At 59.9% G+C, this 20,578-nt stretch carries 17 protein-coding genes and 4 pseudogenes; 7 read left to right on the top strand and 14 right to left on the bottom strand.

Annotated features, from left to right (window positions below; genetic code table 11):
* The first annotated feature begins 28 nt into the window (after positions 1-28).
* The 4 genes and pseudogenes from fmt (at position 29) to ACIDOCELLA78_RS000000108375 (ending at position 2,998) form a co-directional block, all read left to right on the top strand.
* Positions 29-931, top strand: a pseudogene (gene fmt, locus ACIDOCELLA78_RS000000108390) (methionyl-tRNA formyltransferase).
* A pseudogene (truA, locus tag ACIDOCELLA78_RS000000108385) lies at positions 928-1,692 on the top strand (tRNA pseudouridine(38-40) synthase TruA). Before fmt ends, truA begins: the two co-directional pseudogenes overlap by 4 nt.
* Positions 1,693-1,786: 94 nt before the next feature.
* Positions 1,787-2,325: pseudogene (gene infC, locus ACIDOCELLA78_RS000000108380) on the top strand (translation initiation factor IF-3).
* Between the two features lie 16 nt (positions 2,326-2,341).
* Positions 2,342-2,998: a hypothetical protein gene (locus ACIDOCELLA78_RS000000108375; protein ID WP_249676228.1), complete on the top strand. Its 657-nt coding sequence runs from the start codon at positions 2,342-2,344 to the stop codon at positions 2,996-2,998.
* On the opposite strand, the gene ACIDOCELLA78_RS000000108370 is transcribed toward ACIDOCELLA78_RS000000108375, so the two are convergent.
* The 6 genes from ACIDOCELLA78_RS000000108370 to ACIDOCELLA78_RS000000108345 all read right to left on the bottom strand — a co-directional run bounded on the left by ACIDOCELLA78_RS000000108370 (position 2,965) and on the right by ACIDOCELLA78_RS000000108345 (position 8,005).
* Positions 2,965-3,768 carry an exodeoxyribonuclease III gene (locus ACIDOCELLA78_RS000000108370; protein ID WP_201729185.1) on the bottom strand — a complete coding sequence of 268 codons (804 nt, stop codon included), beginning with the start codon at positions 3,766-3,768 and terminating at the stop codon, positions 2,965-2,967. The genes ACIDOCELLA78_RS000000108375 and ACIDOCELLA78_RS000000108370 overlap by 34 nt on opposite strands.
* On the bottom strand, positions 3,765-4,448 hold the full coding sequence (locus ACIDOCELLA78_RS000000108365) for a fumarylacetoacetate hydrolase family protein (RefSeq protein WP_201729184.1): 684 nt from the start codon (positions 4,446-4,448) through the stop codon (positions 3,765-3,767). Before ACIDOCELLA78_RS000000108365 ends, ACIDOCELLA78_RS000000108370 begins: the two co-directional genes overlap by 4 nt.
* A 66-nt stretch (positions 4,449-4,514) precedes the next feature.
* Entirely contained in the window at positions 4,515-5,270 is a 756-nt protein-coding gene (locus tag ACIDOCELLA78_RS000000108360) for a gamma-glutamyl-gamma-aminobutyrate hydrolase family protein (protein ID WP_201729183.1), read from the bottom strand.
* Positions 5,271-5,361: 91 nt separating this feature from the next.
* Positions 5,362-5,982, bottom strand: coding sequence for an outer membrane lipoprotein carrier protein LolA (locus tag ACIDOCELLA78_RS000000108355; RefSeq protein ID WP_201729182.1), 621 nt, complete (start codon positions 5,980-5,982; stop codon positions 5,362-5,364).
* 18 nt (positions 5,983-6,000) lie between these two features.
* Positions 6,001-6,390: a MarR family transcriptional regulator gene (locus tag ACIDOCELLA78_RS000000108350; RefSeq protein ID WP_201729181.1), complete on the bottom strand. Its 390-nt coding sequence runs from the start codon at positions 6,388-6,390 to the stop codon at positions 6,001-6,003.
* Between the two features lie 223 nt (positions 6,391-6,613).
* Positions 6,614-8,005 (bottom strand): M17 family metallopeptidase, encoded by a 1,392-nt coding sequence (locus ACIDOCELLA78_RS000000108345; protein WP_201729180.1) that lies wholly within the window; start codon positions 8,003-8,005, stop codon positions 6,614-6,616.
* Positions 8,006-8,387: 382 nt separating this feature from the next.
* Here ACIDOCELLA78_RS000000108345 and uvrC point away from each other — a divergent pair, with 382 nt between their 5' ends.
* Complete coding sequence (gene uvrC, locus ACIDOCELLA78_RS000000108340) at positions 8,388-10,292, top strand: excinuclease ABC subunit UvrC (protein WP_201729179.1); 1,905 nt, start codon at positions 8,388-8,390, stop codon at positions 10,290-10,292.
* 85 nt (positions 10,293-10,377) lie between these two features.
* A complete protein-coding gene (locus ACIDOCELLA78_RS000000108335) occupies positions 10,378-11,493 on the top strand; it encodes a hypothetical protein (RefSeq protein WP_201729178.1) in 1,116 nt (371 codons plus the stop codon).
* A 12-nt stretch (positions 11,494-11,505) separates the two neighbouring features.
* On the opposite strand, the gene ACIDOCELLA78_RS000000108330 is transcribed toward ACIDOCELLA78_RS000000108335, so the two are convergent.
* The 3 genes from ACIDOCELLA78_RS000000108330 to istA form a co-directional block, all read right to left on the bottom strand.
* Positions 11,506-12,333, bottom strand: coding sequence for an IS5 family transposase (locus tag ACIDOCELLA78_RS000000108330; RefSeq protein ID WP_201727504.1), 828 nt, complete (start codon positions 12,331-12,333; stop codon positions 11,506-11,508).
* Positions 12,334-12,705: 372 nt separating this feature from the next.
* The gene (gene istB / locus ACIDOCELLA78_RS000000108325; RefSeq protein ID WP_201727488.1) at positions 12,706-13,452 is read right to left on the bottom strand and encodes an IS21-like element helper ATPase IstB; all 747 of its coding nucleotides are present in this window, start codon (positions 13,450-13,452) and stop codon (positions 12,706-12,708) included.
* Between the two features lie 17 nt (positions 13,453-13,469).
* A complete protein-coding gene (gene istA / locus ACIDOCELLA78_RS000000108320; protein WP_201727680.1) occupies positions 13,470-14,996 on the bottom strand; it encodes an IS21 family transposase in 1,527 nt (508 codons plus the stop codon).
* Positions 14,997-15,232: 236 nt separating this feature from the next.
* On the opposite strand from istA, the pseudogene ACIDOCELLA78_RS000000108315 reads away from it, so the two are divergent.
* A pseudogene (locus tag ACIDOCELLA78_RS000000108315) lies at positions 15,233-16,216 on the top strand (Hint domain-containing protein); the annotation flags it as partial.
* On the opposite strand, the gene ACIDOCELLA78_RS000000108310 reads toward ACIDOCELLA78_RS000000108315, so the two are convergent.
* From ACIDOCELLA78_RS000000108310 to rfaD, 5 genes are read right to left on the bottom strand one after another with little or no spacing between them, the layout of a single operon-like run.
* Complete coding sequence (locus ACIDOCELLA78_RS000000108310; RefSeq protein ID WP_201729177.1) at positions 16,128-17,063, bottom strand: hypothetical protein; 936 nt, start codon at positions 17,061-17,063, stop codon at positions 16,128-16,130. The pseudogene ACIDOCELLA78_RS000000108315 and the gene ACIDOCELLA78_RS000000108310 overlap by 89 nt on opposite strands.
* On the bottom strand, positions 17,060-17,803 hold the full coding sequence (gene pgeF, locus ACIDOCELLA78_RS000000108305; protein WP_201729176.1) for a peptidoglycan editing factor PgeF: 744 nt from the start codon (positions 17,801-17,803) through the stop codon (positions 17,060-17,062). The genes ACIDOCELLA78_RS000000108310 and pgeF overlap by 4 nt, the downstream gene beginning before the upstream one ends.
* Positions 17,800-18,774, bottom strand: coding sequence for a class I SAM-dependent methyltransferase (locus ACIDOCELLA78_RS000000108300; RefSeq protein ID WP_201729175.1), 975 nt, complete (start codon positions 18,772-18,774; stop codon positions 17,800-17,802). The genes pgeF and ACIDOCELLA78_RS000000108300 overlap by 4 nt, the downstream gene beginning before the upstream one ends.
* On the bottom strand, positions 18,771-19,601 hold the full coding sequence (gene lgt, locus ACIDOCELLA78_RS000000108295) for a prolipoprotein diacylglyceryl transferase (RefSeq protein WP_201729174.1): 831 nt from the start codon (positions 19,599-19,601) through the stop codon (positions 18,771-18,773). The genes ACIDOCELLA78_RS000000108300 and lgt overlap by 4 nt, the downstream gene beginning before the upstream one ends.
* Positions 19,598-20,578, bottom strand: a complete 981-nt coding sequence (rfaD, locus tag ACIDOCELLA78_RS000000108290; protein ID WP_201729194.1) for an ADP-glyceromanno-heptose 6-epimerase — start codon at positions 20,576-20,578, stop codon at positions 19,598-19,600. The genes lgt and rfaD overlap by 4 nt, the downstream gene beginning before the upstream one ends.

Raw genomic sequence — 20,578 nt, 5'->3', positions numbered from 1 at the left:
AAAAGGCGGCCCGAAAGCCGGCGCGCTGATGCGTCTGGTCTTCATGGGCTCGCCGGGATTTGCGGTTCCGGCGCTGAAGGCGCTGCATGGCGCAGGCATGACGTGGTTGCGGTCTATTGCCAGCCGCCGCGCCGGTTGGCGAGGGCATCGAATTCACAAATGCCCCGTTCACGAGGCGGCCGACGGGCTCGGTCTGTCGGTTCGGACGCCGGAACGTCTGCGTCGCGACGATGCCGAAAGAGCCTATTTCCGCAGCCTTGATCTCGATGTTGCCGTTGTTGCCGCGTATGGGCAGATGCTGCCCCCGGACATGCTGGCGACACCCGGCGCGGCTGTATCAATATCCACGCCAGCCTGTTGCCGCGCTGGCGTGGCGCTGCACCGATCCATGCCGCAGTGCTGGCGGGTGACGCACAGACCGGCGTCACCATCATGCAGATGGACGAGGGGCTGGATACCGGTGCGATGCTTCTGGCCGAGTCGCTGCCGATCGGTCCGAACGATACAACGGCGGATCTGCATGACAGGCTCGCTGCCCTTGGCGCCAATCTGATTCTCAAGGCTCTGCAAGCGGATTGCATTCCGGTCCCACAGCCTGAAACAGGGGCGACCTATGCCCCCAAACTGTCGAAGGCGGATGCCGTGATCGACTGGTCCGAGCCGGCGGAAGCGATTCTGCGGCGAATTCGGGCCTTCCAGCCCTGGCCGGGGTACGGAGACCCGCCTGGACGGCGAGACGCTCAAGATCATGTGGGCGCACGCGGCAGCGGGACATGGCGAACCGGGAACGGTGCTTGATGATCACCTGACCATTGCCTGCGGCGAGGCCGCGATCCGGCCGACACTGGTGCAACGCGCAGGACGCGCCGCCATGCCCGCAGAGGCGTTTCTGCGTGGTCATCCAGTTGGCATCGGGACGCGTCTCGGGTGACGCGCTGGGCGCTTCGGCTTGAATATGACGGCAGGGACTTGTTGGCTGGCAGCGCCAGGAGAACGGGCTGTCGGTGCAGGAGGTTCTGGAGACGGCCGCGTCTCGGTTGTGTGGTGGTGTTGTGCCGGAAAGCGTTGTCGCCGGTCGCACGGATGCGGGGGTGCATGCCGCCGGTCAGGTCGCCGCTCTTGAACTGCCGGACCCGTTCGACGCGCGGGCGGTTCGGGAGGCGTTGAATTTCCACATGAAACCGCATCCGGTGGTGGTGCTTGCAGCCGCGCGGGTTCCATCGGCGGACTGGAGCCCGCGCTTTTCGGCGACCGGGCGCTCGTATCGCTACCTGATCCTCAACGATACGCCCGCCCAGCCTTGCAGGAGGGCTTCGTCTGGCATGTGAAGGCGCCGCTCGATGTGCCGGCGATGCACCAGCGGCCCAGTCCCTCCTGGGTCGCCATGATTTCACCAGTTTCCGGGCCAGCGCCTGTCAGGCGACGTCGCCGCTGCGTACGCTCGATCGGCTCGACGTCGTGCGGAATGGTGACTTGGTGGTGATCGAGGCGGATGCGCGCAGCTTTCTTCATCACCAGGTGCGGAACATGGTCGGCACGCTCAAGTTGGTCGGCGACGGGCGCTGGCCGGTCGCCCGCGTGGCCGAGGCTCTTGCCGCGCGCGATCGTGCCGCGGCCGGGCCGACCGCGCCGGCAGATGGTTTGTCTCTCATCGCGGTCCACTACGCGGCCGATCCATTCATGCCGAACTGACGGGCAGGGCGCTTGTTCTGTTGCTTTGGCGGCCCGATATCGTCTAGAGCGATAAGGCTGCAGTTATATTTGTCCACAATGACAGGAGACCGACATAGCCAGACTACCTGCTCCGCCGAGCCCGCCAAACCGCGAAGGCCCGCGCGTGAATGAGATATTCGTGTCCCTCAGGTTCGCCTCATCGACCAGGAGGGCGAAATGCTCGGTGTCATGAGCACGAGAGAGGCGCAGCGCCGCGCCGGCGAGGTTGGGCTTGATCTTGTCGAGATCAGCCCGAACGCCGATCCGCCAGTCTGTAAACTGCTCGATTATGGCAAATTCAAATACGAGCAGCAGAAGAAGAAAAATGAGGCGCGCAAGAAGCAGAAAGTGATCGAGATCAAAGAGATCAAGGTCCGCCCAAATATCGACGAAAACGATTATCAGGTGAAACTGCGCGCCATGAAGAGCTTCATTGGCGAAGGCGATAAGGTTAAGGTCACCCTACGCTTTCGCGGACGTGAAATGGCCCATCAGGAACTCGGTGTCAAAGTGCTGGAACGTATCCGTATTGACATGGAGACCGACACCAAGGTCGAACAGATGCCGAAGATGGAAAACCGGCAGATGATCATGGTGCTCAGCCCGCGCTGAGCACCCGTTCCACATCATGCTGGCATTCGTGACGGGGCTCACCGCGGAAGCCAGCCTCCTGCGCGATATGGGGGTACGGGTCGTTGTTGGTGGCGGAACACCGGAGGGCGCGCTTCACGCCGCGCAATCTCTTGTGCAGGACAAGCGGGTTTCGGCGGTCATCAGTTTCGGCCTGGCGGGCGGACTGGATCCAGGCCTTGCGGCGGGGGATCTTCTCGTCCCGGGACGAATACTGGATGGGCACGGCGCGATTTTTCCTTGTGACGATGAGCTCGCTGAGATGTTCGGCGGTGTGACTGTCGGCGCCATGATCGGTGGCGGGCAGGTCGCTGTGACGCCTGAGGCCAAGATGACGCTTTATGCGTCGACTGGGGCCTCCGCGATCGATCTTGAGTCTGCGGCCGTTGCGGGCGTCGCTTTGGCAAATGGCTTGAAATTTGCCGTCTTGCGGGCTGTTGCCGATCCGGCCGGGCGGCATCTGCCTCCGGCGGCTCTGCTTGCGCTTGGCGCGGATGGCCGTATCGCCGTCGGTAGGGTGATGCAGAGCGTGTTGCGCCAACCCGCACAGATACCGCATCTGCTCTCACTCGCGCGCGAGGCCGCGGCTGCGCGGCGCACCCTGCAACGCGCATTGCAGGGCTACAGATCGAGGGTCAGCGCCACCGGAACGTGATCGGAGCCACGTTCCCAATCCCGCGCGTCCTGAAGAATGATGTGCCGGGTCAGGCAGCCGGACAGGTCTGCCGAGACCCAGATGTGATCGAGGCGGCGGCCGCGGTTGGAGGCTCTCCAGTCCCGGTTCCGATAAGACCACCATGTGTAAAGCTTCTGATCATCCGGCACGAAATGCCGGATGGCATCGATGAAGCCTTCGCGTCGCCAGGCGTTCAGCCCCTCGGTTTCCGGAGGGGTATGACTGACGACGCCAAGCAATTGCTTGTGGCTCCAGACATCGTGTTCCAGAGGTGCGATGTTCAGATCGCCGACCAGCACTGTACGCTGTGGACGGTTGGCCGCGAAATGGTTGCGGGTTTCGGCGATGAAATCCAGCTTGTGGCCATATTTCGGGTTCTGCTCGCGGTCAGGAACGTCGCCACCGGCAGGAACATAAAAATTGTGCACCACAAGTTGTTCCGGCCCGGCGTCGACCCGTGCCGCGAGGTGCCGACAGTCGGATTTCATGCACCAGTCGGGCGTATCGTTGATCGGTTCAAGCGGATGTCGGGAGAGAATGGCGACACCGTTGTAGCCTTTCATGCCGCGCTTCAGCACATGAGGCAGGCCGAGAGCGGCTCCCAGATCATCAGGGAAGAGCTCGTCCGGTACTTTCGTTTCCTGGAGACAGACGATGTCGGGTGTCGCCAGCTCGTTCAGCCGATGCAGCAGATCGCGGCGGAGCCTGACCGAGTTGATATTCCAGGTCGCGATGGTCAGGGCTGTCATGAGAGCGTGAATTCGAGCTGGCCAACCCCGTCGATGATGCCGGCGATACGATCGCCGTGGCTCAGCGGCCCGACCCCGTCTGGCGTTCCCGTGAAGATCAGGTCGCCGGCCCTCAGTTCCACAAGGGTGGAAAGGTAGGCGATGATGTCGGCGACAGGCCATATCATGTCCGACAGATCCCCGTTCTGGCGCTGCTCGCCGTTGACGGCGAGCGAGATGCGGCCCGAGGCGGGGTGCCCAATGCGTGCTGCCGGGGCAATCGGGCCGACCGGTGCCGAATGGTCGAAACCTTTGCTCATGTCCCAAGGGCGGCGAAGCGATTTTGCCTCGTCCTGAAGATCCCGGCGGGTCAGGTCCACGCCGGCGGCATACCCATAGACAGTATTCAAGGTCGCGCTGGACGGGATATCCCTGCCGCCCGAGCCGAGTGCGACAACCAGTTCCATTTCGTGATGAAGATTATTCGTGGCGGTGGGGAAAGGGACGGCATCGCCCACAATGATCGCGTCGGCTGGTTTCGTGAAAAAGAACGGCGGCTCGCGATTCGGGTCTCCGCCCATTTCTCGGGTGTGTGCGGCATAATTGCGCCCGACGCAGAAAATCCGTCGGATGGGAAAAAATCCTCCGCCAATCACAGGCACGGCCGGGGTGGCGGGTGGGGCGATCACGAAGTCGGGCATTTCCGTTTCCTATTTGTCCTGCGAGCGGTTAGAGCACTTTCCGATCCATCCGGATCGGATGATGCTCTAGCTCGTCTTATCCACTGCCGCACCGAAGCTTTCAAATATGCGCCGGGATGCAGCGTCATGCTCGAAATCATATTCGGGGTGCCATTGCACACCGACGAGGTAGCCGGCTGCTGTTCCGGTGACCGCTTCGATGGTGCCGTCGGTTGCGCGCGCTTCGACCAGAAGACCTGGAGCCAACCGGTCAATTCCCTGATTATGAAGGGAATTGACGGAAAGAGACTCGCTTTTGACGATCTGAGCCAGCCTGCCGCCGGAGCGCAAGACGACGTGATGGGCTTTTCCGGTCCTGACCGGGGCATGCGGTTGCATGGGCGTCGAATGGTCGATCTTGCCCGGCAGGTCTTGCAGACGTTGATGCAGGGTACCACCGAGAGCGACGTTCAGTTCCTGCAGCCCTCGGCAAATCGCCAGAACCGGCAGGCCCCGTTCGATGGCGCCGCGCACCAGGGGTAGTGTTACGAGATCCCGCTCGGGATCTTCGGGCGCGTCTTCGGGCGGTTGCGGCGGTCCGCCATAGAACACGGCGGCAACGTTGCTGCGGCTGCCAGTCAGGATAAGTCCATCGAGCCTTTCCAGCAGCGTATCGATATGGGCGCGATCGCCGTTTGCTGGAATGAGCAGGGGCATTCCCCCGACCACGAGATCAACGGCGCGGATATAGGTGTCCGATGCGGCGTGATTGACCATGCCGAAGACGCCAAAGAGCTTGCGGCAGCAGGAAATGCCGATCAGTTTTGATGAACGGGAGATCATGACTGGTTTGTCGCAAATCCGGCGCGCCCTGTCAGCACCGGTCTCTGGACTGCCAGAGTTGCAGGCATAATGTCAGCCGCACTGCAGGAAATCAGTTCGAGTTGAAGCCAGGGATGAACTCGAATGTTTTGTCGGGGAAGGGGGCGGCTTTTTTAAGGTCATACAGGCTAACCTGAGTAATGCGACCCTGAGCGTCGGTGATCCGCCATTGCCGCAGTTCAATCGGATTGGTGGAGAATACGAGCGTGATATGACCTTGGGATTCCTTCCCGACCCTGGCCAAGGTGACCTGGATTTCACCGGGCGGGGTCGTCACTCGCAGCAGCTTCACGTCGCCGTCAAAGCGAATGTGTTTCGCGAGCAGAATCCCGAGTGGCGTCGATGCCAGTGGGATGTTGCTTGTCTGGTTTAACTCTGGATCATGGTAAACGAGCAAACCAAATCCAGCAACCAAAAGTTGTGGATTTGGCTTGTCGTACTGGAAACGCATTTTGCCGGGCCGCTGGACGATCGCCGTTCCCGTGCGAACTGACCCGTCGGGGCCAACCTGCATGAAGCGGGCGGTTACTGTTTTCAGTCCGTTCAGATAGGACAGTACTTCTGCAAGAATTTTTTGCGTATGTTCCGGTAATGCTGCCGCTGCGCGCGCCTTAACGCCGGAGGCACCGAGAAAGGCGACAGCAAAGCCTAATAGCCCGCGCCGATCGATCATCTAATTCCACTCTTCCATTCAGTTGGGAGCCGCCGAACAGCTATTGGTTTGCTCTGAATGCCTTGTTTCGTCCATTGCCAATTCACTCATCACGGCACGGATATCCCGCAAAAAGGCTGACCCCTTGGTTGTCCGCTGGACCAGCACGCTCCGGCGATCGGCTGGATCGACCTTCCGGCGGGCGAGGTCAAGGTCGGACAGCCTGTCCAGGGCACGCGTGATTGCCGGCTTTGAAACATTCAACTGGCTCGCGAGACCGCGCACGGTGTGCGCGTCGTCATCGAGATAGCAGGTGAGAAACACGCCGAGCTGGCGGGCCGATAGATCAACGCCTTCGCGCCTGACGAGAGCTACAATCGTATCACGGAAAATCTCCACCAGCCCCTCTGAATCCATGCGTTGTCCCATGACACAATCTCCTTCCGGCCACCCGGCATACTGATCACCAGAAGATACTGGCTTTGCAACATCTGGATTGAACTTTCGTGACGAAAGATCACCTCCATATTCGCCAGCTTTCCAGCAGGATAACCCAAGGTCAAGTGTGGATGCCGCGCTTCATTCTCAAGACATTGAAACATGAAAACATTGCAATTCCGTTGCTATATATTATTTGTCTACCCAAAAATTATTAAGATCGTTCGCTAACCGATATACTGGACAAATATTCGATCGCCCCAACAGTCGCGATCAAGGATTGGGCCTCTCCCCCTTCTGGTTTTCCTGGCGTTGTTGTGTCGTTCCACGCATAGGTGTCGATATGCGCCCAAGCTGTGCCTGCGGGGACAAAGCGTTGAAGGAAGAGAGCCGCTACGATTGCGCCGGAGAATGGTTTCGACGCGACCGAATTCATGTCGGCAATTTTGCTGTCCAGCCACGACTCGTAGCCATGCCAAAGGGGCAGCCGCCATAAAGGATCATGCAAAGCGGTGCCGGAGGCGATCAAGGCATCTGCCAGCCTGTCGTCATTCGCGAAAAGCGCAGGCAATTCGGGCCCGAGCGCAACGCGCGCAGCGCCCGTCAGGGTCGCAAAATCGATCAGCCAATCCGGTTTCGCGCCCGCCGCATCGGTTAGGAGATCCGCGAGGACCAGCCGGCCCTCGGCATCGGTGTTCCCAACTTCCACTGTAAGTCCTGCTCGTGTGTGCAGCACGTCGAGCGGACGCATCGCGTGCCCGGAAACACTATTTTCAACGCACCCGATCCGCACTTCGAGTCGAACGGGGAGGTCAAGCGCCATGATGGCCTGCGCCACGCCCAGAGCTATGGCGGCGCCGCCCATATCCTTTTTCATGCGCAGCATCGCCGAACTGGGCTTCAGATCGTAGCCGCCCGAGTCGAAACATACGCCCTTGCCACAAAGGGAGATCAGGGGAAGCGCCGGGTTCTCCCCCCAACTGAATTGCAGGATTTCCGGCTTGCGTTCCGACCCGGCGCCCACGGCGTTGAGGGCGGGATAGCCGCTCGCGAGTTCGGCGCCGCCGATCCGCCTCGACCGCGCTCCATGACGCGCCGCCAGCGCTTCGCCCGCGTCGGCCAGTTCCTTGGGCCCCAGATGATTGGCTGGCGTATTCACCAAGTCCCGGGTGAAACAAACGGCCTCGGCAAGGTGCTTTGCCCGGTCGGGTGCGTTCTGGACAAGAATTCGTGGCAGTTTCGCCGCTGGCTTGCGGAACCGGTCGAACCGGTATGCGCCAAGGGTGATGCCGAGATATGCCTCGCCGGGATCATAGTGTCCCGGCAAGAGGGTCCAGTCGGCGCTGCTCGGCAGTTGCTTGGGAAGATCGCCAAAAGTTGATGGATCCGGATGGTCACCAAGCCCCAGAACGGCTAGCGATATCCCGCTCTGGCCCGGCAGTAGCACGACGGATGCGGCCTTTGCCGAAAATTCCTTCATGCGCAGATACGACGCGGCCGGTTCGTCCAAGCCGCCGAGGAAGCTTTCGATGTCCTCGGGTCTCAGAGCATGGACCGGCAGGCTTGCGCGTGGCGCCGTATCTGGCGAACTGGGATGTGCGGTCATATGAAGCTCCTCGAGGGGCAACGAGATGTCATGGTGTCACTGTCGATAATCGGGATTTTACCGCGGTTTGGATGCGAACCCTTCGGATGGCCGTCTGCCCCGAATGGCATGATATCATTTCATACGTCGAAAAATCAGTGAATGGCCGCGTCTTAAGTTGTCCACGCTGGCAGTTGAGGCGGATCGGTTTCGTGCAAGTGTTTACGGGGGCTCGACATGTGGCGATCGATTGAAAGAATAAATTTTAATATCAAATACTTATAGGCGTGGTCCTGACTTGACTTAAAATTCCTCGGCCGACTTGACTATCGCTTTGGGTCTAGAGTCTTCGAATTCGTTCACAGAGTTATCCACAGTCTCGCTGCGATGACAGGCTAGCATAATGCATGATCCTCAAACGCCCCCTAGAGGGGTCGATATCATTGCGGCCGCTCTTGGGTCGATGCCGGCGGCGCCGGGCGTCTATCGGATGCTCGATCGGGGCGGAGATGCTCTTTATGTGGGCAAGGCGCGCAGCCTGAAAAAACGCGTCACCACCTATACCCAGGTCGCTCGGTTGCCCGAACGGCTGCGGCGCATGGTTTCCGAGACCGCGAGCATTGAGATCATCACGACGCACACCGAGGCAGAGGCTCTGCTTCTCGAAGCAAATCTCATCAAGAAACTGCGGCCGAAGTTCAACATTCTTCTCCGCGACGACAAATCCTATCCGTGGTTGATGATTACCGAGGACGGGGATTTCCCCCAGCTTACCAAGCATCGCGGCGCTCAGACACGAAAGGGGCGATATTGGGGGCCGTTCGCCTCCGCGTGGTCTGTGAACCAGACGATCCAGGCGCTGCAGCGGGTGTTTCTGCTTCGTACATGCGCAGACTCCGTTTTCATCAACCGGTCCCGGCCCTGCCTGCTCTATCAGATCAAACGATGCTCTGCTCCCTGTGTCGGGCGCATAGATGCGCAAGCCTACGGTATGCTGGTGCGCCAGGCGAGCGATTTTCTCTCTGGCCGCGCCGGTACGGTTCAGCGCGATCTTGCCGCCGAAATGCAGGCCGCATCTGACTCCATGGAATATGAGCGGGCCGCTGCGATCCGGGACCGAATTCGCGGACTCGCACACATAAGCGGGGGAGATGTGATCAACCCCGAGACAGTCGTGGATGCCGATGTCATTGCGATCCATCAGGCGGCGGGCCAGTCATGTGTGCAGGTCTTTTTCATCCGTGGCGGAAGAAATTACGGAAATCGAAGTTTCTTTCCCGCGCATGCCCAGGGAGCCGCCGCGGGTGATGTCATCGGGGCGTTTGTCAGCCAGTTCTATGACGACAAGGTTCCGCCCCCTCTCATCCTGCTCAATACCGCTGTCGCCCAGGCTGGGCTGCTGAGGGACGCTCTCAGCCTCAAGGCTGGGCATAAAGTCGATATGGCTGTCCCCCAGCGCGGGGAAAAGCGGCAAGTTGTCGAACACGCGGCCACCAACGCCCGCGAGGCGCTGGAACGAAAGCTTGCCGAATCTGCCGGTCAGGAAAAGCTCCTGTCCGCCACGGCTTCGTTGTTCGGGCTTGAGGCTTCGCCGCAACGCATCGAGATCTACGACAATTCGCACATCATGGGCACAAATGCCTATGGCGTGATGGTCGTTGCCGGGCCCGAAGGGTTCGTGAAGCCTGCCTATCGGCGTTTCTCCATCAAGGGGCCCATTACGCCAGGCGATGATTTCGCCATGATGCGGGAAGTTCTGACCCGCCGTTTCGCGCGTGCGCAGGCAGAGGACCCTCGGCGAGAGGAAGGGGCCTGGCCTGACCTGGTTGTCATCGATGGCGGCCAGGGGCAGCTTTCGTCCGCGCGGGCAGTTTTGGACGAACTGGGTATTGACGACATTTCGCTTGTGGCGATTGCCAAGGGGCCGGACAGGGATGCCGGGCGCGAGTGGTTTCACTTGCCGGACCGTGCTCCGTTTCAACTGCCGCCGCGCGATCCCGTGCTGTATTTTCTGCAGAGGCTGAGAGACGAGGCGCATCGTTACGCAATCACGACCCATAGGGCCGGGAGGAGCCGCAAGATCACGACCAGCGAACTTGACGGCATTCCAGGCATTGGTGCCGCCCGCAAACGCGCGTTGCTCAATCATTTCGGATCGGCAAGAGGGGTGCGCCAGGCGGGGCTGAAAGATCTCGAGGCGGTAGCGGGAATCAATCGGGCCACGGCGCGTATCATCTATGGATATTTTAACCCGGATGCCCAAGTGCCTGACGCCGCCCTCCGGGAGAATAAAATTAACAAAGTATAAAATTTATATAGACTCAACTTAAAGTTTAACGTATATACAACCTTAAGGAGAAATCATCCGTTCGGCTGAACCGTGAGGAGCAACGATGTCTGACACGATTAGCGGAAGCCAGGCCACAGAGATCTTGCTCTCGCCGACCCAGTATACCGATCCGGTAACGGTAACGGGAAATTTTGCTGTTGCATCGGGAAACGCGCTTGTTGCGTCTGCCGTGTGGACGATTGACGTCACGGGCAGTCTACAGGCGCCGACCGGTCAAGGTATCTCTCTTGAAGACGGCGGTCAGATCATTAATTCAGGACTGATATCGGGCGCTCTTGGGGCAATAGAATGCACAACCGGGCATGCTTTTGACATCCAGAATAATAACCTCGCAACAATAACCAGTTCAAGCTCGATCGCCGTCAATTTGAGTGGCGATGTGATAGGCGCTTCGCTTCTGAATGCTGGTACGATCGTTGCTGGAAACGGTGGAACGGCACTGCAGATTGGGGCGGCCAGTGCAATAAATCTGGCCGGAGCCGTGATAGAAGGGGGCGCTGTTGGTGTCGAACTCAATACTTTCTCCGAACTGACGAATCTGGGGACGATTGACGGCGGGACTGGCATTCTGGTGCAGACTAGACGGAGCTATGTCGATATCGTCCAGGGGGGCATGGTCAGTGCCAGTTCGGGGGCGGCAATATCTTTTGCGGCAGGTAATGTAGCGGCGCCGAATGATACATTGACAATTCTGCCTGGCGCTAGTTTCGATGGCCTTGTCTATGGCGGATATGCGGCCGATCTTGTGTTCGGTGGTACCGTTGCAGGTATATTTTCCAATCCTTCAACAGAATTTACACAATTCAATACTATCTCAATTGCTGCGGGTGCGGATTGGCAATTTTTGGGTAATTCGACTATTACATCACCATTTGTGAATGATGGAAATATAAATATATATTCTGGAGAAAATTTATATTTTAATACTATTGTTTCAGGTTCTGGGATTATTGATCTGTCTGGTGGAAGTGTTACCTTCGCAAACAGCGTATCCTCTGGAACAATAATAGATTTTACAGGTTCAGATTCAAATATTGTTTTAAATCGTGCGCACCCGTTTTCTGGTACTATTTCAGGGTTTTCTGCTGGCGACACAATCGATATAGCGGGCTACGGACAGTCCCAGCAGGTCAGCGACTCTCTAAGAGCCCGAATCTGAATGGTAGTGCGACTATCGGTGACGGGCGATTTTTCGTGTGAGCAGGCGGATATGGGCGAGGAAGAGCCATGCGGTGGCGCTGGTAACGGTGGCCTCGAAATCCCTTGCGAGACGTCGGCATCTGCCGAGCCAGGCGAAGGTTCTTTCTACCACCCAGCGCCGCGGCAGGAGTTCAAACCCGCTCGCGGCGTCGGAGCGCTTTACGATCTGTATGGTCCATTTGCCGATTTTGGCGAGGCGTCCATTGAGTTTAGGACCGGCATAACCGCCGTCAGCGAATATGTGCCGCAACCAGGGATACAGGGATTTGACGGATTTGAGCACGTCGGGCGCCCCGTCGCGGTCCTGAATACCGGCATGATGAACGACGGCACCGACGAGGTGGCCGATTGTATCTGTGATGATGTGGCGCTTGCGGCCCTTGATCTTCTTTCCGGCATCGAACCCGCGCGGCCCGCCGGCTTCGGTGGTCTTGACCGACTGACTGTCGATCACACCGGCTGTGGGTGAAGCCTCGCGTCCGGCCATTTCCCGCGCCTGCATGACTAGGACGTGATTGATGCGATCGAACGTGCCGTCACGACAGAAGCGGTAGAAATACCCCTGCACGGTGGTGAACGGAGCGAATTCCTTCGGGATCTGGCGCCACTGACAGCCGGTTGCCAGCATGTAGAAGATGGCCTCCACAATCCTTCGAAGCGCCACCCTTCGGGGTCGGCCTCGATGCTGCGGAGCGGGCATGAACGGCTCGATCATGGCCCATTCAGCGTCGGTGAGGTCGCTTGCGTAGCGCAATCCGGCCCGGCAATATCGTCGCCGAGCGATTTCAGTCCAGGTCATCGTGTCTCCGTCCGTCTTCGCAAACGAACTGAATCACAACTTACTGAAATCGCTCAACTATCTTTTTCGGTCCGGCTCTAACGGGAAACGTTCTGACCTTAAACGACGGTCAAACGCCATTCCAGATTACATTTTCCACTTCGCCTGGTTCACTGGTGGTCGAGGCTGTCAGCGGCACAAATCCTAAAACAGTAGAGGTCGTTGTCCCGTGCTTCCGGCACGGCACTGCGGATTCCGGAGAATTCGCCCATGGATTCCGATTTTAATTCGCCCACGATTCCGACGTTTATTCGCCCGGGGATTCCGAGATTTATTCGCCCGGGTAGCGGTCTCTGTGGCTGTTGATTTCGTTGCTCTCCTGTTCTCGTTGGGTCAAGCGGTTTTTGGGGTTTGCTTGCGGATCTTGCGCAGGCTTTCGCCGGTGAGTTCGATGCGGTGGGCATTGTGGAGCAGACGGTCGAGAATGGCGTCGGCGTAGGTCGGATCGCCGATCAGCTCATGCCAATGCGCCGGGGGGATCTGGCTGGTGATGATGGTGGCGCGGCGGCCGTAGCGATCCTCGACGATCTCGAGCAGGTCGTGACGGGCGCCGGCGTCGAGTGGAGCAAGGCCGAAGTCGTCGAGGATCAGTAGATTGACGGCACCGAGGGTGCGGATCATCCGGCCGTGACGCCCTTCGGCGCGGGCGACCGCGAGTTCTGCGAAGAGTTTGGGGGCGCGCTGATAGAGCACGGTCCTGTCATCGCGACATGCCTTGTGACCGAGGGCACAGGCCAGCCACGATTTTCCGACCCCTGTCGGCCCGCTCAGGACGAGATTGTCGTGCGCGTCGATCCACTCACCCTGGATCAGCTTCTGGAACAGAGCCCGATCGAGGCCGCGGGCACTCCGGTAATCGACATCCTCGATTGCAGCGTCATGGCGCAGCCTGGCATGGCGCAGCCTTGTGCTCAACCGCTTGTCACGTCGGACGGTGATCTCGCGGTCGAGCAGAAGACCGAGCCATTCGGCGTGACTGAGGCTGGGGGTTTCGGGATTGGCGTGCAGCTCGGTGAACGCGCGGGCCATGCCTGCAAGACCGAGCTGGTGGATCTGATCGAGGGTCGGATGGTTCAGCATGAGGCTTCTCCTTGTCATCAGTGGAAATATCCGCCGCCCCGGATGTTGGGGTGGCGGATCGGGGTGGGATCGGGACTGGCGGTGCCGGCGGCTCGCTCCAGCCGGTTATCGAGGATGGATTTGACCGAGCCGTAGGTCAGGGTGCCGATGGTGAGCGCGCGCTCGGCCGCGGCATCGAGCCGGTCGGCGCCAACACTGCGGGCCAGGCGAAGGATGCCGATGCAGGCGCGGAACCCCTGCTCCGGATGAGGCCGGCGTTCGAGGATCAGGGTGCAGAGTGTCGCGACCGAGGGACCAAGCCGTGCGGCTTCCTGATGGATCCGTGCGATGGTCCAGTCGCCATAACGCCGGTGGCTCGAGGGCATGTGCTCGGCGATCGTCGTGTGTTTGCCGTTACCCGGCCTGCGTGCGTGCACGGCGATCCGTTCGCCACGGAGAAAGATCTCGACCGTGCGCACGGTGAACCGGGCCTCGACCTCGGCGCGGGCGTGCCGGTAGGGGACGGAGTAAAAATGCTTCTCGATCTCGACGTGATAATCGATGCCGACCCGCCGGCGCCGCCATTGCGCCAGCACATAGGGTTCGGCCGGCAGTTCCTTCAGCGCGGGACGATCGAGTGTTTCCAGCAGATGCCGTCTTGTCGCCCCCAGGCGACGGACGACCCGCTCCTCGTTCAGCCAGCGGCAGAATTCAGCGATCGCGGCATTCAGTTCGGCGAGGCCGTAAAATGCCCGGTTGCGCAGCTTGCCCAGCAGCCACCGCTCCGCCAGCAAAACCGCCACCTCGACCTTCGCCTTGTCACGCGGCCGCCGCGGCCGCGCCGGGAGAATGGCCGTGCCGTAATGGCGCGCCATATCGGTGTAGGTCCGGTTGACCTGTGGATCGTAGAGGCAGGCGCGGATGATCGCGACCCTGGCGTTGTCGGGCACCAGCAGCGCCGGCACGCCGCCAATTGCTGCCAGAGTGCGATTATGCGCCTCGATCCAGTCCGGCAGGGTCTGGGTCCAGGTCGCCTCAGCATAGGTGAAGCTCGATGCGCCGAGAACGGCGACGAAGATCTGGGCCGCACGCGTCTCGCCGGTGAGCCGGTCGATCACCACCGGCACCGTGTCGCCGGCATAATCGACGAACAGCTTCTCGCCCGATGCGTGGGTCTGGCGCATCGTCACCGGTAGCCGGGCTTCCCAGCTCCGGTAGAGCTCGCAGAACCGGCTGTAGCGATACCCATCCGGGTGCTCGGCAATATACTCGTCCCACAGGATCGACAGCGTCACGTGCTTGCGCTGCAACTCGCGGCGGATACGCCCCCAGTCCGGCTCATCCACACGTCGATGCCCCGGCCGCTTGCCCACCGCGCCGTCGAACAAGCGCCTTTCCAATGCCGCTTCGGACAGCGCCAGAGCCCCTGGCCCATCGAGCCCGGCCGCCTCCAGTCGCCGCAGCGTCAAGCGCACCGTCGATGCCGCAACCCCGACCCGGATCCCCACCTGGCGGGTCGAAAGCCCCGCCATCCTCAATCTGACAATCTCGCGCACATCGCGCATCGCAATCCGCTCCACTGGCATTCATCCGCTCCCTCGATCAGCCAAAGGGAGGGAACCTGAACCAGCCAGCAGAGACCTCAAGCCAACCCGGCCAACCCCGCCCGCCTGGGCGAATAAAAGTCGGAACAGGTGGGCGAATTAATCTCGGAATAGGTGGGCGAATAATTCCCGGAATCCCGGGCGAGTTAATCTCGGAATCCCGGGCGAATTGAGCCCGGAATCAGCACGGCACCCGGCTTCTGACGCCGGATGGCTTGCGGCTGGTGGAAACGCTGTCCGAGGGGGATCATGTCATCACCCGGAATGGCGACAGCCGCAAGATTGTCTGGCACGGCCAGCGACGAGTGGATTGTCGTCGGCACCGATCGCCGGAGTTGGTTCTGCCCGTGCTGATCGAGAAGGATGCCTTTGGTTCAGGTCAACCATGCCGGGATCTTTACCTCTCGCCGGATCATGCGATTTGGATTGAGGGATATCTCATTGAAATCAAAAAATTGATTAATGGACTCTCGATACGACAGGTATCCGTGCCGAGTGTAACATATCACCATATCGAACTCGAGACCCATGATGTGGTTTTGGCGGAAATGCTACCGACCGAAACCTACCTTGATTGTGGAAATCGAAACCAGTTTTTTGATTGTGACAGTCACGTCATGCTCTTTGCCGGCTTCGACCACCTCGCCCGCGATCCGGAACGGGTTTGCGCGCCCATCCTCGATCAAGGCCCCCATCTCGCGCGCATCAGGACCGTTGTGCAATATCGGCTCGTCGCGCGCGGTTTTCGGCAGATACCTGGAAATTTTGGGGTCTGCGTGAACGGCAAGGCTCTCGTACCAATGGGCGATACAGCGGCAATCAGCGTGTATCGGCTGCCGCATGGAACTCATAGGGTCGAGTTGCGGTCATCAACATCACGCCCGGCTGAACTGAATCCCGCCTCGGAGGACTGGCGCAAACTCGGGATTGCCATCGGCAACGTCATGCTGGACTCAGCGGTGGTCGATATGTCCGCTGAATGCTTCGAATCCGGGTTTTACGAACCTGAAAATATTGGGTCCGACTGCTTCAGATGGACAGACGGGGGTGCTCTGCTGGATGTTCGCGGCGCGACAGAACTGACCTTCAATGTCAGGGCCGTTGCGCCGCTATGGGATCTTTCCGAAGTTTATTGCCAGTCTTCGCCGCAACGTCATGCCGCAACGTCGCGTTCCGGATAACCTGTCTGAGTCCCAGAGCTGCCTGCTGGGCTGCTGCGGCAGCAACATCACCCCAATACGGAACCATTTCGCTGCTTTTCAGGTCATGTAACTGAGATACTTTGCCGACGAAGGTGCCACGCTGGTCTTTGACCGTCCAATCGAGCTCAACCAGATTATTTTCGGCATTATGAACCGATTTATGGATATGGCTTATCTTCACGTTACCGCTGACCAGAAAATCAGCGTCCGATTTATCTTCAACCAGGACGATGCCCTGTCTTGGCAGATCTCGTGAGAGGTCAAGTTTCAGGGCGTGGTCGCCATCGCCAGGAGCACCGGTAACGCCGAGGAGCAGCACCTGGGGAGGACGATTTTCAAGAGAGGCCGGATTGCTCTGTTGCACAGCGGCATTGATCGCGGCGAGTTGCCTGGCGAGGCGTGGGGCGGCCGACGCGGCGGTATGGGCGATGGTTTCCGGATTGCCCTCTGCCCACTGGGCGGCATTCACGGGCTGGCCTGCCAGATGGCCGTATGTTTTGTGATTGGGGCCGATGATTCTGAAGTCTGGAGTTGTCAGCCCCGCGGAAGTGGTCGCTGTCGCCAGAAGTTCCCAATCGTAGCTTTGCGGGATGCGGACCATGGCCGGAACATTCTGGTCATCCAGCGCGCGGGCCAGATCGTGAGCGTAGGCCTTCGACGCGCTGCCTCCGAGCAATGCGGCAGGGGAAGGGGTGATGACCAGAACCGGGGGCGGCGGCACGGCGAGGTGCGCGCCCTCAATCCCCGGCTTGCCGAGCAGGGGCTGGGGCAAGGTTCCGCATCCAGCCAGCAAGAGTGTGAAGGCCACCCAGACCAGGCGTTTCATGCACGCCTCATGATGATCGATATCTGATGCCCGCCGGGGCCTTCACTGCGGAGGGTCCGGCGACGATGGGAGAAATAGCCCGTCTCATCGGCCAGCGTGTCATGCGGCAGGATCGTTGTCTGGATACCGATTGCCGCAAGACGCGCGGCGCAGTAGCCGGGGAGATCGAAGTGCCAATGCCCAGGTCTGCCATTCGAAAAAAAGCGTGCATCTTCGGCTGCGCGGGCCAGCACGGCCTGCCGCATGTCTGCCCCCACCTCGTAACTCTCTTTGTGAATGCACGGGCCGATTGCTGCGCTTATTCCCTCGGCGCCGATCCGGCGCATCAGCTCCGTGGTCTGTTCAAGAATACCAGCAACCGCGCCGCGCCATCCAGCATGGGCGGCGCCCACGATTTTGCCATCGTGCGAGCTGAACAGAACCGGCGCGCAATCTGCGGTAATGATGCCGAGGCCGATCGCCGGCTGGTCGGTGACCATCGCATCCGCTTCAATCATCGCGGCTCCGGGCACAGGATTCAGGATAACCCGCGCGCCATGCACCTGTTTCAGCCCGACAAGCTGGTTGGGTATTCCCCCGATGGCGCGCATGGCGCGGGAACGGTTCTCGGCAACGTTCAGGGGATCGTCCTTGCCATATTGCCCGCAATTCAGGCTTCCATACGCTCCCTCGGAGACGCCACCCCGTCTTGAGAAAAAGCCATGGGGGGAGGCGAGCCCCGCAGTGGTGAAAGGTATCATGACAAAAATCCCGGAAGTCGTTCAAATCCTCGTGGAGCCAGGGCCATTACACGGAAAAGGCTACCCATTGCTTCCGGTGCGGTGAGCCGCTGTGTGGCCGCAAGCAGCCGTATTGCGTCGTCGGGTTGAGCGTGACGCCCGAGCTGGGCGGTGCGTTCATGAATGCCCATCGTCGCGAGAAAGGCGCCCTGAGGCTGGGGGCCCTGGATATCGACGCCCGCTTGATGACCTATCAAGGCCATACGAGCAAAATCGACATGTGCTGTAAGATCGCTGCGGCCAGGATTCGCGAGCGGATCCGCAGGTCTACCATTTTCAATCGCCTGAAGGGTTGCGCCGGCGCCGCCGCTATCATGGCCATAATCGATCAGCAGCGCCGCGCCGCCGCGAGTTGCGATACGTTTGCCAAGGTCGCGCACAAACGCTTCTCCGCCCTCATTGCGCTCGATGATCGCGCCGTCTGGCGCGCCGGGTAGAGCGACATCGGTGGGCACCTCGATAAAATTTCCATCCGCCACATAACGTTCATGCCAGCTTGCTCCGCGCCTGATGAATTGGCGTATCGGCAGCGCATCGAGGAATTCGTTCGCGACAAGCAGGATTGGCCGATCGGGGATCGTCGACAGATCCGCGTGTATTTCAGCCTGCGGGAGTTTTTGCCGTAACAGGGGGATCAATCGCGGCGACGTCTCGATCAGGTGTATTTCCGCGGCTTGGATGAAATCCGGCATGGCGCGGCCGGCGGCGCGCAGCGCGTCCGTCATCAGGTGCCCATTCCCTGGTCCGGCTTCAACCAGAGAAAAGACGCCTGGGCGACCGAGCTTTTCCCAAGCGATAGCCGACCAGAGGCCGATCAGTTCGCCAAAAACCTGGCTGACTTCCGGCGCTGTGGTAAAATCCTTGAACGGATCACATTTTGCGTAGTAGGCGGCGTTGGCCCGCGCCATGAAAGCGTCCAGCCGCGCGATCATGCCCCGGCTGAAGCCACCTGCGGGCGAGTAACATATTTCGCCCGCCAGATCATGGTCGCACCGATCACGATCATCGGGATGGAGAGCAACTGGCCCATGGTCAGCCCGAACATCAAATATCCAAGGAACCAGTCTGGCTGGCGGAAGCCTTCGGCAACCGTTCGTGCGATGCCGTAGCCCATCACGAACATGCCGCCGAGATATCCAGGCTGGTTGCGGATACGCTCGTTGCGGGAGGCGAAGAACAGCACAAGGAACAGGACCAGCCCTTCGAGCGTGGCTTCGATCAACTCGGAAGGATACCGAGGAACGTCCGACCCCGACTCCGGATAAATCATGCGAAATGGAAACCATGACGGGGCAGGGCGGCCCCAGAGCTCGCCATTCACGAAATTCGCAATCCGGCCGAGGAAGAGCCCGATGGGCACCGGCACGGCTACCCGGTCGCCAAACTGCCACGGATCGAGGCCGTTCCGCTTGCAGTAGATCAGGATCGCAACCGCGACACCCAGCATTCCGCCGTGAAAGCTCATGCCGCCATCCCACACGGCGTAGGTGCGGTTGAGGTGGTCAAGAAAATAAATGGGCTGATAGAACAGGATGTAGCCCAGCCGCCCCCCCAGAACCACCCCGAGCGTTGCCCAGGACAGGAAGTCGTCGACCTGTTCATGGGTTGCGGCGACGGGCGCTTCCCTGACCAGCCGGCGCATCAGCCTCCAGCCAAGCACCAAAGCCGTGATGTAGGCCAAAGCATAATAGTGCACGGCGAACGGACCGAACCGTACCAGGATCGGATCGAAATGCGGCCAGATATAAACATTTTTCATCGGTACGGGTCCGGCCGGCCGAGAAAGCGCTTTATGTAGGTTTCAATGCCCTGTTCGAGCGTGGTGAACGTCGTGTCGAACCCTGCGGCGCGGAGGCGGTCCATCCGCGCTTCGGTGAACGATTGATACTGGCCGACCAGATTTTGAGGCATTGGCACAAATTCTATCCGCTCCGCAACGCCGCAGGCGGCGCACACGGCGCGCGCCAGATCGGCGTAGCTCCGCGCTTTTCCAGTGCCCAGATTGAACAGACCGCTGACCTCCGGGTGAGCAAGCAGGAACATGATCGCCGCGACAACATCATCGACCCAGATGAAGTCGCGGGCTTGTTCGCCATCGGCGATCTCGTCTCTGTCGGACCGGAACAGGCGCGCAGGTCCGCCTACGGCGACTTCGTCATACTTGACCTTGATCACCGAGATCATGCGGCCCTTGTGGTACTCGTTCGGGCCGTAAACATTGAAGAATTTCAATCCCGCCCATTGGGGGGGGCGAGGCCGGCCGGCCGCACATTGGCCCGCAACCCATAGATCGAATGCATGCTTTGACCACCCGTACAGGTTGAGCGGGCGCAACCTGCGGAGCGCATCGATGTCGTTATCATCATCAAAACCGAACGCGCCATCGCCATAGGTCGATGCCGAGGATGCATAGATGAACGGCCGTTCTTTCGCGGCACACCAACGCCAGAGCATCTGGCTGAGCATGACGTTCGAGCGCCAGACGAGGTCACCGTCCGATGCCGTTGTCTCACTGATCGCCCCCAGATGGACAATGGCGTCTATTGGCGGATCGCTGGCGAGAAAATGTTCCAGATCGTCCGGATCAACAATCGCCGAGGGAGGGTGCGCCCTGAGGTTGCGCCATTTTCCATTTGCACGCAGCCGATCGACAATGACGGTTTCCCGACCGCTTCCGTACAATTCGGCATGGAGATTGGAGCCGATGAACCCTGCCCCGCCCGTGACCAGTATCAT

It is taken from the genome of Acidocella sp. C78, from assembly GCF_907164655.1.
This window is presented reverse-complemented; position numbering and strand designations above follow the sequence as displayed.

Coding starts and splice junctions, on each gene's coding strand:
- ACIDOCELLA78_RS000000108355 (WP_201729182.1), bottom strand. CDS start 5,982: ATGATCGATCGGCGCGGGCTATTAGGCTTTGCTGTCGCCTTTCTCGGT.
- ACIDOCELLA78_RS000000108335 (WP_201729178.1), top strand. CDS start 10,378: ATGTCTGACACGATTAGCGGAAGCCAGGCCACAGAGATCTTGCTCTCG.
- ACIDOCELLA78_RS000000108375 (WP_249676228.1), top strand. CDS start 2,342: ATGCTGGCATTCGTGACGGGGCTCACCGCGGAAGCCAGCCTCCTGCGC.
- ACIDOCELLA78_RS000000108365 (WP_201729184.1), bottom strand. CDS start 4,448: ATGCCCGACTTCGTGATCGCCCCACCCGCCACCCCGGCCGTGCCTGTG.
- ACIDOCELLA78_RS000000108300 (WP_201729175.1), bottom strand. CDS start 18,774: ATGATCGCGCGGCTGGACGCTTTCATGGCGCGGGCCAACGCCGCCTAC.
- rfaD (WP_201729194.1), bottom strand. CDS start 20,578: ATGATACTGGTCACGGGCGGGGCAGGGTTCATCGGCTCCAATCTCCAT.
- ACIDOCELLA78_RS000000108360 (WP_201729183.1), bottom strand. CDS start 5,270: ATGATCTCCCGTTCATCAAAACTGATCGGCATTTCCTGCTGCCGCAAG.
- ACIDOCELLA78_RS000000108310 (WP_201729177.1), bottom strand. CDS start 17,063: ATGAAACGCCTGGTCTGGGTGGCCTTCACACTCTTGCTGGCTGGATGC.
- ACIDOCELLA78_RS000000108345 (WP_201729180.1), bottom strand. CDS start 8,005: ATGACCGCACATCCCAGTTCGCCAGATACGGCGCCACGCGCAAGCCTG.
- ACIDOCELLA78_RS000000108330 (WP_201727504.1), bottom strand. CDS start 12,333: ATGACCTGGACTGAAATCGCTCGGCGACGATATTGCCGGGCCGGATTG.
- ACIDOCELLA78_RS000000108370 (WP_201729185.1), bottom strand. CDS start 3,768: ATGACAGCCCTGACCATCGCGACCTGGAATATCAACTCGGTCAGGCTC.
- istB (WP_201727488.1), bottom strand. CDS start 13,452: ATGCTGAACCATCCGACCCTCGATCAGATCCACCAGCTCGGTCTTGCA.
- ACIDOCELLA78_RS000000108350 (WP_201729181.1), bottom strand. CDS start 6,390: ATGGGACAACGCATGGATTCAGAGGGGCTGGTGGAGATTTTCCGTGAT.
- lgt (WP_201729174.1), bottom strand. CDS start 19,601: ATGAAAAATGTTTATATCTGGCCGCATTTCGATCCGATCCTGGTACGG.
- istA (WP_201727680.1), bottom strand. CDS start 14,996: ATGCGCGATGTGCGCGAGATTGTCAGATTGAGGATGGCGGGGCTTTCG.
- pgeF (WP_201729176.1), bottom strand. CDS start 17,803: ATGATACCTTTCACCACTGCGGGGCTCGCCTCCCCCCATGGCTTTTTC.
- uvrC (WP_201729179.1), top strand. CDS start 8,388: ATGCATGATCCTCAAACGCCCCCTAGAGGGGTCGATATCATTGCGGCC.